The following is a 10,287-nucleotide window of genomic DNA, read 5'->3' on the forward strand; positions in this document are numbered from 1 at the left end:
CCGCTTTTACCCTTAGCTAGTGTTTTGCTTACCATAACTTCCTCTCTTACTTATGTTTGAACCATGCTAATTCTTTACCGATACCGTTGGTTTTGAATACCGTGTGAACCAGAGGACCGGTGACCAGCCTGTCAGCAAATGACTGCGCGACGATACCGAACGCCAGCATGTCACCCACCGCGGCGCCAGCCTGTTCTTTCTTCCAGAAACGATAGCTCTCGATCCGGTAGTAAAGACGGATGATGCCGTGAGCAAACGCCATTACATCGGCGCGGGTACCACCCAGCAGCCCAGCGTTAAGCATCACATCGTTGCGGTGCTCTTCAATGAACTCATGATAGACGCGCTCCGGATGATTCTGCTTTGCCCAGGAATCGACGTAGGTCTTTGGTTCAGAACCGACGTACACCTTCCCTGCCTCCATTTCTTCCCACGGCGCGCGAAGCATTTCGACATCGGTACCATCGGTACACCAGACGAACCGGTATTCAGGGTGATCTCGCAAGTGCTGCCAGATGTGCAACCAGCGACGAAAGTAGACATTCATCTTCACGTCAGGAACGCGATAAAGCTCAACACCTGCCGGGGCCGTCAGTAATTCATCTACCAGCGCTATGCGGCCACAATTCCGAAGTGATGAGGCCCAGTTAGCCAGCATGTCAGGCGAGGCCGCCATTTTTGTGCCGCGCTGCGGGTCAGGCTGACTGGTAAGCAGCGTTGTGATAACTACATCGCGCTGCTGACGGTATTCAACGTAACCAGTAAACCCGGAATCACGCCGTTCGTTGTGGATCTTCACGTTACGTTCCACCAGCGCCTGTCGGTCGGGGCGCGGTACCGAACGCTCTACGGCTTCATGCTCATCGAGAGAATGGATTAGCTTTTCTGAACCGACCACATCACCGTAAGCCCACGTCGTCAGGCCAGCGTTATGGATACGTAGCGCGAGGTCACTGTGTTCGTACATGCCGCGGCCGTACACCGTATCAAAACCGCCTACCTTCTCTATCGCGCTGCGGTGGAAGTAGAGCATCACGCCACGCTGCCCGGTGTAAGCGATGTGCTTATCATCCCGGTACAGAACGGTCATATCGTTAATCTTTCGCGGCCCAGCCAGATCGAGGAACTGGTAAGCCAGGTGCGGCTCTGGTGAATCGATGTAAGGCTGGTGCCAGTTATCAGCGATGGCATACGCATCGTCATCCCACAAAAATAAATGTTCGCATCCTGAGTCCATAAGGCATTCAAGGCTGGCATTTTTCGATGCGACAATCCCAAGTGACTTATCGTGCCGGATTAACTTGCACCAATCCGGCACTTTTGCTGGAGGGTTGGACCCGTCATCGATGACGAATACCACAGCGCCGGTAGGTAAATGTTTACGATGTTGCTCAAGTGAATTTGCGAGTACCTGCGGCCTGTTATGCGTAGTTATCGCGATCCCGATTTTATTGTGAGAAACGCTATCGGCGCGGATATAAGGAACCCCATCAACAATGACGTCCATTATTTGCCCTCAAATTCGCAACGTGCTTTTTCAACCGCAGCCATTGCTTCGGATAATGTCTCAAATTCCTTTTGGAGAATGATATCGCCATTTCTCGTCAGTCTTGCCCTGTACTTTCCGCTTTCCCTGAGAGATACACCCATCACTCCAGTGGAGCTAACTGGCTTTATTCTGTTCCAGACGTTTACTCTGTGCGTTACCACACTTAGGTGTTTTGGGTTGACACACTTTCGGTTATGACAGGCGTGATCAAGTTCAAAACCATCAGGAACATTCTTGACCAGCAGCTCATAACTGGCTTTGTGGGCCAGGGCCATCATCCCTTTGTGTTTGAACATTCCATATCCATCTGAATTTATGTATGCAAGCCAGTTCCAGCATCCGGTTGACTCATCGACCATATACTTGCTTCTCAATCTATCGAGTGGTGATTTTGCTTTAAGGGAGCCGGTTTTGTAGAGTCGCAGATAATGCATCTGGCACATGCCTTTGCAATGCGCTAGCCGCTTACATGAATTAACGGAACAGGTTTTCCCTGCATTTCTAACATGTCCGCTCATCGGAATTACCTTTTAGTGATGAACCTTGTCGCACAGGAGATCCGGCCCTCAGAAGGCTCCGACGCCAGCCGGTTCCTCAAGGGTCATCCTGAAAGGTTCTGAGTAGAATGTGCGCGTGCGATGCGCATAAAAAAGCCCCGCTATTGCGAGGCTCTGGTTTGTTTCTGGCAGTTAGCCTGCCACGCTTTGTTATGCGCCAGGATGTCGCGCTTGGTTTGCTTATCCAGGACGTCAATATCGTGGTTTGTCACGTAGATAATCCGGGTCCACAGGCAGCCCGTATCAATCACCACCGGGGCGGGTGAAGTTTTCGCGCAACTCGCGATCAACATCGTCATCAGGCATGTGATTAACAGTCTGCTGGACATTGCTGGCCTCTTTAGTGACTTCAGCTTTACGTTCTGCTACCGCAACGCTCGCCGCTGCGTTCTCCTCGGTGCGCTGCTTATCAGCTTTGGCTTCCGCCTTGCTGGTGCCGCGAATATGGCCCAGGCCGAAAGCGCCGGCGATCGCAGCAATGACTGCTGCAACAATCCCAATTACCGTTTCAAATCCCATAGTGACCTCACACCAGCACAGATTTCGCCAGGTTAAACAGCGCGCGGCGTTTATCCAGTCCGTTTCTGCCGCCATTGATAAGCAGCGTGACGCGCTCCACATCGCCTGAATGGAGCAGGCAACCGCGAGACGAATAGAACCATGCAGCTGAGCGCGCGGCGTATTCATCCTGTTCAAGCAGGTCCGGGTGGGTAACAAGGTCCAGTTTCAACGCCTGGCCACAACTGCGGTAGTTGCTCAGGCCGGTGATTTGCTTCAGGCCGCGACCGCGATATTTCCAGCCATCACCAGCAACCTGGTTGCCCAGGTTCTTTTTGCCCCACTCACCGCCATAAACCAGATTGGCTATCGCTTTCTGATTTGCCGGTTGCGTTGCCGTTCTGCCAAGTGCGGCGGCCTGCTGTGCAGTAATGCGATGCTTGCCGAACGTAGGTACCAGGTTTTCTGCCGCATAGTTCAGGTTTTCCACCAGCCGGGTGAAACCGCCGGACTCATGGCCCATCTGCGCGATAAACATGGCCTGATCGAGCGGCGCGGTTATGCCGAATTCCTTCATTGCAGCATCGATATAGTGAAACCAGCGCACGGCTAGACCGGCGCTTATACCTGCCGCCTTTTCAAATTGTGTTTGGTTCATTAGTGCCTCAGATGATCTACCAGACGTGCCAGATTTCCCCGGGCCCTCATAACGGCGGCGCAGATAAGGAGGTTTGCCACCACCACCAGCCAGCTGGAGTCACGATAGAGACCGAAGATAAACTGCAACGGGATAACGGCATAAACCAGTACGGTTACATACGCCATGATAGAGATGAAAGGACGATGCCGGGCGCCATGTCGCTGGTAGAACATCAGAACGATAACAATTACCGCGCAGATAAATGCATTAAAGAATGCAGTCAGCTCACCTGCCATTTCCCCCTCCTCCGCGTAAACGCGAGAAAAAGCTGAACAGGCTGTTCAGATCCTGGTTATTAAGATAAGTTAGGATTTTGATACACAGGGCAGACAGAATCACTGCTCCTAGTGCATCCAACGGTTTTTCATATCGCGATGCGGCATTTAGCAGTGAGCCAACAAATCCAGCCCCAAGCACCCCAACGATAAACGACGTCAGAAAATACCCAGCCAGTCGTGCACGAGACAGGTTCGTTGCTGTTGCGACGTAGAACACCGCACCACCAAACGCCCCAAACACCACACCGAAATCTGTATGAGTAAAGACGCCGTACAGGACTGAACCCAGCAGGCCGCCGCCGAGAACTGCGCCGGTGCCGGTTAATGGATCGGACATTAAGCCCCCTCTTATTGCTGTTGATCCTCTCAGAAGGTTGAGGGGAAACAAAAAAGGCCACCCGAAGGTAGCCTCTAAAATTGACAAAACCCCGCCGTGGCGAGGTTTATGAATCGTTTTAAGTCCGTGGCAAAGACACCACTCTTAACACAATAACAAACATATTGCGGACCGCGTTAGCATTTGTGATAATTTTTTTTTGCATAGGGAGACAACCATGTACCTCGTGAAGAGTTGCTTCAAAAGAGATAACATCAGGAAAAGAAAGACTATAAAAGTAGGCACTTTAACAGAATATAGAGATACAGAAGAGCAACAAATAGCTGATAAGGAAGAAGGGATGATAGATTTATCCTTCGACTTAAATCACTTTCATATGCCATTACCATTATTCAATGATTTAAATGGAATATTTCATAGCCAAAGTAGTTTTAATTTAAAAAAAGTTAAACTTCAACCAAATCCATTATTTAAAAATTACATATATGCAGAAAAATATCATGCTACCACTTCACTAATAAAATTTAACAGATACATATTTTGCATATCTGAACTAGATAAACCAGATCTTTGCAAGAACATATTCGAAAAATATGATGATTACTGGTACTTCCCCAAGGACAGAACAAAACTTTTTGGTGATTCGCTAGCTAGTTCCATACTTGATGAAATATCAAAAAGAGTACGAAGTGGTGAGGAAATTTTCACTACGAATGATATAACTCACCCATTAGAAATCAGATGGTATTGCAATAAAATATGGTACACCCCAAGGAAAATATTTATAGACAACGCCAAACTCTATAAAGAATGTAATGATATAGTTTATTGGCTACGAGAAGGTCACATGGTTAAACCAGATGATTTTCAGCATGAAAAAGAGATGCGTTTTATTTTTGACATCTATAGCAATGGGGGGTTATTGCAACCGCTAAATAAACCACTATTTGTTAGTGCTGAAAAATTCTTGCCTCTAATTAAAAAATAATCAAATGCCACCATTACATGGTGGCAATATTGGTTACATATCCATTTCAAGCCGAATGTCAAGCATAGCCAGGCATCCATCAACAAACCCCTCGGCCATTTGTATTTCAATCCGTATTAATCTTTCATCCTTCTTTTTAGCTCTCGCAATTTTCCGTTTCGAGATGCCATATAGATAATGCGCAACTAAAAGCGAATGTTCATAGGGTTTTCGTTTTTGAAGCCGAGCCAAACACCCTTCGATAATCAGGGCATCGTCATCAGAGCAAGATAGGCGGGGTTTACTTGTTTGAGGAAGAAGTCCTTTGAAACCAGCAGCAATTGGCGAGTAATCCACGCCAGAGCTATCGCTCGCGGCCCAGCCCCCCCAACGCTCTAATACCATCTGAATATCACGCATGTTTTCTCCACATTTCATGCTAATACGCCGATTGCCAGCGCACGATCTAAAAACCGAAACAGCAGCGTTAACTGGTCGCCGTATTTCGCTTCAAATGCCACGGGATCAGCGTGTAACTCGTCGTGATGCGCTCTGCACAGCGGTATCACAAACAGGTCATGCGCTTTGGTACCCATTCCACCCTGCCCGTGGCCTATCAGGTGGTGGGGGTCGTCTGCCGGGTTATTACAGCAACAGCACTGCTGCGACTTCACCCAGCGGGTGTACTTATCGTTCTCCCAGCGGCGGCGCTTTGGCCTCAGCATGAAAGATTCCGGTGATTCAGGATCGACTTTCACCGAGACTATCTTTTTAACCTTCTCCTGGAGGATTTCAGTCGCCGGTAATGACGGAACAATGTCGCTTTCCCGCATTACGGAAGTGTGCGATTCAGGCTTAATCCTGAGGGCTTTGCTCGCCACTGATTCAGGAATAAGGTCAGCCAAATCGTTACGTACCATCCACCAGCAGAACTCCGGAAGTGTCAGGGTGTGGTCTTCGCTGAATCCCAGCATAATATTCACCCTTTCGAGTAACCATTTTACCAGGTTCTGCATGGCAATTCCTGCCAGTCTTTCAGTGGTTTGCTCACGTAAATGGTTATCACAAGACCAGCAAAGACGAATGCTCCCCGGAGCGTGGCGCATCACCGTAAAGTCACTGGCATGCCAGTCAGTGTGAGGCCACTGACATTCAAATTTTCTCTCCAGCCAGGCATCAAGGCTACTCAGCCCACCAGCTCGCTGAATAACCCTCTCGTTAACGAAAATGGCCTGCATATTGGCATCATCAGTAAGAGGTTGGTGGGCTTCAGGGATTATTCCGGACGGCAGATGCTGGATGGCTTCGGATGGTGGCTCAATAACTACCCTTCCCTGACGGAATAGCCAGAGCAGTTCGGTACCAGGGCGGAACAGAACCACCCCGGACATCGGCGCAATTTCAGGCGTCAGTATGGCTCTCACGCATTTTGCCCCTTAGCGACATACTCTGCCCAAAGTCCACCTATCCAGCGCACCCCTTTCGCAGTGAAACGAGACTGATTGAACGCATAGTTTGTCTGGTTGGTGGTCCCGGTCTTAACTTCAAATCGGCCTGCTTCGATGTGTTTACTCTTCGGAGTAAGCACGCGGTTCAGGCGGTACATGATGCCATTCTCAATGAGGAACATCGCGAACTCGGGTTCTTTGGCGTTAAGGAGCTTGGCAACCTGCCGGAATGTCATTGACCCGGTGGCTTTGACGTAGCGATCAACAAATTCAGCCTTCGGTGCGGCAATTGCCAGTTCTTCACTCAGACGTTGCTTCTGTTCAGCAAGATCAGCGGCGAGCCGGAGCGCTTCAGGGAGTGTTTGGGGAACAACCATCCCGGCCCCGCTCTCCAGTTCCTGCCAGCGATCAACCAGACGGGCAGTAAACTCCGGGCACAGCTGCGCGACGATCACATAGCTGTCTCGCTTGTTAACTTCGTAGTAATGGTAAGTCTGCTGGTTCTGAGGATGGGTGTACTGCATTGCAGCATACCCCCCAATAACGCCGGATTTCATCAGTCGCTCAATGGTTACGCAGACATTGCTGTGACGGGAATCGACCAGCTTCGCAATTTCACGACTGGACATCGTTATCTGCTGACCTATCGCGGCGGCATGGTGCGTAGGACACGTTACGGTGATGTTCATCTGATTCATGCTCTTCTCCACTTATCAGGCGGCTGCACCCGCCTGAGGTTCATGTTTCTTGATCGATATTTCTACACGTCCACCCGGTACCTTCGGCCCCCACTCCACCAGCATTCTCTGCACCTGGCTGTCATCCTCCCAAATTCCAGCGTGCGTAAGCGCATCAAACAGAGCCTTGTTGTAGTTGTCGATGTCGCGGCGGCGTTCGTCTGGTGGGTACAGCATAATTTCGACGGCAGCCGGGGCTGTTGATGGCTTTGGAAGGAAGCGAAGCTGCTCGACAATGGCGACACAGGCCGCGCTTTGATATGCCCTGCCTTTAGCGCTGATCAAATGGCGGCCCTTTAATGGCCCCTTATTCGGGGCTCGCCAGTATGTGTTTACGCTCGGTGGGAACGGGAGCACCAGTTTCATAACGTCACTCCCTGTTTTTTCAGCCATTCAACAGCGTTATCTCTGGCCTTATCTCCACCGGATAGCAGGTCTTTGATGATCGTCACTGGATCTGCATCCCATTCCGTTTTGACGACGGTAATGCCCCTGGCTGCGCCAGGAGCAACAGTGATGTAACCCTTTTTCTTAAGTGACTTCACGTGCGCTACAGCAGCGTTCGGTGATGCGCAGCCAATTAATCCGGCAAGTTCCAGCATCGTAGGTGGGAAGCCAGCCTTTTCGATATGAACCTTGATAGCTTCGAACACTTCATTCTGACGCGGCGTTAATTCGATCATGACTCGACTCCATAACGCCCGTTCAGGCGTCCGATTACGCTGTTGAACATCACCAGGCTTACGCCCATCGGTTTAACCTTCTCGTGGTACTCCTTCAGGATCGGAGGCACTACGACATTCCAGCTTGGCTTTGGATTCTGCTTTAGGGCTTTTTTGATGGCATCGTTGCATTGACGGGCTACATCACGCACAGCGTTCTCATGCTCGGTAGATAGCTTTTTCATGCAGCGCGCTCCTGTAGTTTTTTCATGGGAACGGCAACTGCCGGTATAAGCTCAACAGCTGGTGATTCAGATTGATTTCCCCAGTGGTCCCAGCCAGGCGCACCGCAACGGCTGAATAGTTCGATGCGTGGAACATCACCGTAAAGCTTCTCCAGACGGAAACGCGCCTCTGCTGGCTTCTGGCTGTGCTCACCGAGTGGACTGTAGATAACCTGCTTGATGCTGGCGCACTTGCGTTCCAGTCCATTTCCCCTGGTGGCGATTAGCAGGTCTTCGGTATTGGCTCTGGTGTAGTTCCCGCCGTTCATGCGTGTCTGTGCGTTCAGCAGGTCGAGGAAGTCGTAAAAATCTTCCACACGGCCTGCCTGAAGTACTTTGTTGATATGCTTCTCTGCCAGTGGGTTGAACTTTACCCAGGTAAAGCCCTTCATCGTGCGGACCTTAAAGCCCCACGCTTCAGCCAGCTCGATAGCCTCTCGGGTGTGCGTACCGGTGAACCACATAGCCAGAACCGCATCATCGGCAGCCAAGTCCCAAACCGGCAAGCGCTTCATGTCGATCAGTTTCATCGTGTCGTAGTGATCTTCTGCTGCACCGTTACTGGCTTTGTTGTCATAAAGCCAGGCTGGGTCAGCGTAAATCAGTGAGTATTTCATCAGACATTCCTCGCTCGGCCAGCCAGACACCATGCATCAGAGGGTGCTTTCACTTTCGGCGCCATGCTCAAGCAACGCTGACGCTCAATCAGTATCTTCATCCGCTGCTCTTCGTTCTTAGAGCGATTGAAGGCATCCATCAGAACCGTGGCTGCACGCTGGTAGAGACCTTTTTCAAACAGGCCTTGAGCCTTATCCATCATTGTGGTCACAGCCGGATTCAGACCTTCTTCCTGTTCTGGTACAGCTGGTTTATCAGCCCGGTTGATTTTCAGTGCAGAACGCCCCTCGCCAATCTCCCCACCCGGTGCTTTGGCAAAATACTGGTAGCACTTACCGTTATGCTGGCGTGTTGCGCGATTTAGTTTGACCAGGTGGCATACACCGCGCTGAACAGCGTGAACGTCGTACTGGGGCATTGATGCTGCAATCTGTTTGTTCGTTAAACCAGGATTATCAGCGATGAAAATTTGAATATCTTTCAGAAGACTCATGAGTTCGCTCCTCTGAAACCTGCTGGGATGACTTTGTCTGGCTGACCGAATTTCAATGGATCTTGTTTGCGGACTGCATCCCAGTCCTCACGCTTAGGTCGGCCTTTGCTATTCCAGCGCAACGCGTTCTGCAAATATCCTTCGAACTTCGTTGGCCTGAACAAAGTTGTGGGCTGCATGTGTTCGTAGTATTTCGTGTCTTTCCACTGCTCGTGCTTGTAATCAATAACCAACAGCAACTCATCGTGTGTGAAGTTCTCACGAAGTCTGGCGCGAATATTATCCAGGGAGCTTTTCCCCTTGCGGAATGTCTTACCAGTAACGTCATTGAGATGGTTGAGGATTAAGACTGCCTGACCAGTTATCAAATCAACCTGATTGACACATGCAGTGTCGGGTTGCGACGCAACCTGACAATTAGGTTTTTTATCTGATGGATCAGTAGTTGATTTTACTGACGGATCCCCACCAGATTCTGACGGGTGAAAACTGCCATTATTACTGTTTTTCGACGCATCAAATTTTGACGGGTCGGATTTTGATGCATCAGATTTTGACGCGTCAGATTCTGACAGGTGAGAAAAGGCAGCTGCCTGTAATTTCGAAACATTGAGCTGGTAAACATTCGATGCATTGCGGTTGCCTTTACGACGCTGCTGGCGAGTCAGCCAACCGTCTTTTTCCAGCTGAGAAATAGCTGTGCGTACCGTGCTCTCACCAGCACCAATCTGGCGCGCAATGGTAGCAATGGAAGGCCAACTAACCCCTTCATCACTGCTGAAGTCTGCCAGACGCGCCATGATGGCAACGCTGGACAACTTCATGCCTGAAGAAGCGCAAGCGTCCCAAACGTAACCGGTTAATTTAGTGCTCATGGTCGTCCTTTAACTCTGTAAATTTACGCTGGAATTGCTCAAGAGGGCTGAAGCACTCATGATCGTACCCTTCGCGGAGGTATATAACGCGTCGGGTCTCGGGCTCCCATCTGATGACCCGCACCGGGACGCCATAGTGATCTCTGAAACGCCGGTTAAGTTCTCGCATAGCGCTCTCCCCTTCCGACGCCAGACCCCCACAATCGCCATAGCCCTGCTGTGGTTACATGGAACCCAGCGGCCTGATACCATCCGCTCATACCGAAACGACGAGGTTCCAACAA

The 10,287-nt window shown here is 50.3% G+C and carries 18 protein-coding genes; 1 reads left to right on the forward strand and 17 read right to left on the reverse strand.

Annotation, left to right across the window (positions count from 1 at the left end):
* Positions 1-46: 46 nt before the first annotated feature.
* The 7 genes from ACOT1A_RS15850 to ACOT1A_RS15880 form a co-directional block, all read right to left on the reverse strand.
* Entirely contained in the window at positions 47-1,507 is a 1,461-nt protein-coding gene (locus ACOT1A_RS15850) for a glycosyltransferase family 2 protein (RefSeq protein WP_213790639.1), read from the reverse strand.
* The gene (locus ACOT1A_RS15855) at positions 1,507-1,983 is read right to left on the reverse strand and encodes an HNH endonuclease signature motif containing protein (RefSeq protein WP_190322269.1); all 477 of its coding nucleotides are present in this window, start codon (positions 1,981-1,983) and stop codon (positions 1,507-1,509) included. Before ACOT1A_RS15855 ends, ACOT1A_RS15850 begins: the two co-directional genes overlap by 1 nt.
* 224 nt (positions 1,984-2,207) lie before the next feature.
* Positions 2,208-2,399 carry a hypothetical protein gene (locus tag ACOT1A_RS15860; RefSeq protein ID WP_192479838.1) on the reverse strand — a complete coding sequence of 64 codons (192 nt, stop codon included), beginning with the start codon at positions 2,397-2,399 and terminating at the stop codon, positions 2,208-2,210.
* Positions 2,350-2,625 carry a hypothetical protein gene (locus ACOT1A_RS15865; RefSeq protein WP_048206693.1) on the reverse strand — a complete coding sequence of 92 codons (276 nt, stop codon included), beginning with the start codon at positions 2,623-2,625 and terminating at the stop codon, positions 2,350-2,352. Before ACOT1A_RS15865 ends, ACOT1A_RS15860 begins: the two co-directional genes overlap by 50 nt.
* 7 nt (positions 2,626-2,632) lie before the next feature.
* On the reverse strand, positions 2,633-3,262 hold the full coding sequence (locus ACOT1A_RS15870; RefSeq protein ID WP_417635035.1) for a glycoside hydrolase family 19 protein: 630 nt from the start codon (positions 3,260-3,262) through the stop codon (positions 2,633-2,635).
* Positions 3,262-3,540 carry a phage holin family protein gene (locus tag ACOT1A_RS15875; RefSeq protein ID WP_023306758.1) on the reverse strand — a complete coding sequence of 93 codons (279 nt, stop codon included), beginning with the start codon at positions 3,538-3,540 and terminating at the stop codon, positions 3,262-3,264. The genes ACOT1A_RS15870 and ACOT1A_RS15875 overlap by 1 nt, the downstream gene beginning before the upstream one ends.
* The gene (locus ACOT1A_RS15880; protein WP_023306759.1) at positions 3,530-3,919 is read right to left on the reverse strand and encodes a phage holin family protein; all 390 of its coding nucleotides are present in this window, start codon (positions 3,917-3,919) and stop codon (positions 3,530-3,532) included. Before ACOT1A_RS15880 ends, ACOT1A_RS15875 begins: the two co-directional genes overlap by 11 nt.
* 217 nt (positions 3,920-4,136) lie before the next feature.
* On the opposite strand from ACOT1A_RS15880, the gene ACOT1A_RS15885 reads away from it, so the two are divergent.
* Complete coding sequence (locus ACOT1A_RS15885) at positions 4,137-4,907, forward strand: hypothetical protein (protein ID WP_154825786.1); 771 nt, start codon at positions 4,137-4,139, stop codon at positions 4,905-4,907.
* A 33-nt stretch (positions 4,908-4,940) separates the two neighbouring features.
* On the opposite strand, the gene ACOT1A_RS15890 is transcribed toward ACOT1A_RS15885, so the two are convergent.
* From ACOT1A_RS15890 to ACOT1A_RS15935, 10 genes are read right to left on the reverse strand one after another with little or no spacing between them, the layout of a single operon-like run.
* On the reverse strand, positions 4,941-5,306 hold the full coding sequence (locus tag ACOT1A_RS15890; protein ID WP_150320515.1) for an antiterminator Q family protein: 366 nt from the start codon (positions 5,304-5,306) through the stop codon (positions 4,941-4,943).
* A gap of 14 nt (positions 5,307-5,320) precedes the next feature.
* Positions 5,321-6,310: a DUF968 domain-containing protein gene (locus tag ACOT1A_RS15895; protein WP_150320514.1), complete on the reverse strand. Its 990-nt coding sequence runs from the start codon at positions 6,308-6,310 to the stop codon at positions 5,321-5,323.
* Entirely contained in the window at positions 6,307-7,023 is a 717-nt protein-coding gene (locus tag ACOT1A_RS15900; RefSeq protein ID WP_058647135.1) for a phage antirepressor KilAC domain-containing protein, read from the reverse strand. Before ACOT1A_RS15900 ends, ACOT1A_RS15895 begins: the two co-directional genes overlap by 4 nt.
* Positions 7,024-7,047: 24 nt before the next feature.
* Positions 7,048-7,437 carry a RusA family crossover junction endodeoxyribonuclease gene (locus tag ACOT1A_RS15905; protein WP_047746043.1) on the reverse strand — a complete coding sequence of 130 codons (390 nt, stop codon included), beginning with the start codon at positions 7,435-7,437 and terminating at the stop codon, positions 7,048-7,050.
* Positions 7,434-7,754, reverse strand: a complete 321-nt coding sequence (locus ACOT1A_RS15910) for a LexA family transcriptional regulator (protein ID WP_045325141.1) — start codon at positions 7,752-7,754, stop codon at positions 7,434-7,436. The genes ACOT1A_RS15905 and ACOT1A_RS15910 overlap by 4 nt, the downstream gene beginning before the upstream one ends.
* Positions 7,751-7,978: a hypothetical protein gene (locus tag ACOT1A_RS15915; RefSeq protein ID WP_023305905.1), complete on the reverse strand. Its 228-nt coding sequence runs from the start codon at positions 7,976-7,978 to the stop codon at positions 7,751-7,753. Before ACOT1A_RS15915 ends, ACOT1A_RS15910 begins: the two co-directional genes overlap by 4 nt.
* Positions 7,975-8,634 (reverse strand): MT-A70 family methyltransferase, encoded by a 660-nt coding sequence (locus tag ACOT1A_RS15920; protein WP_150320512.1) that lies wholly within the window; start codon positions 8,632-8,634, stop codon positions 7,975-7,977. Before ACOT1A_RS15920 ends, ACOT1A_RS15915 begins: the two co-directional genes overlap by 4 nt.
* On the reverse strand, positions 8,634-9,128 hold the full coding sequence (locus ACOT1A_RS15925) for a hypothetical protein (protein WP_150320511.1): 495 nt from the start codon (positions 9,126-9,128) through the stop codon (positions 8,634-8,636). Before ACOT1A_RS15925 ends, ACOT1A_RS15920 begins: the two co-directional genes overlap by 1 nt.
* On the reverse strand, positions 9,125-10,003 hold the full coding sequence (locus tag ACOT1A_RS15930) for a conserved phage C-terminal domain-containing protein (protein ID WP_045338880.1): 879 nt from the start codon (positions 10,001-10,003) through the stop codon (positions 9,125-9,127). Before ACOT1A_RS15930 ends, ACOT1A_RS15925 begins: the two co-directional genes overlap by 4 nt.
* Positions 9,993-10,172: a DUF4222 domain-containing protein gene (locus ACOT1A_RS15935; protein WP_032619902.1), complete on the reverse strand. Its 180-nt coding sequence runs from the start codon at positions 10,170-10,172 to the stop codon at positions 9,993-9,995. Before ACOT1A_RS15935 ends, ACOT1A_RS15930 begins: the two co-directional genes overlap by 11 nt.
* Positions 10,173-10,287 lie beyond the last annotated feature (115 nt).

The sequence above is a fragment of the Enterobacter cloacae complex sp. SYL003 genome, assembly GCF_049236925.1.
Lineage (GTDB): Bacteria > Pseudomonadota > Gammaproteobacteria > Enterobacterales > Enterobacteriaceae > Enterobacter > Enterobacter intestinihominis.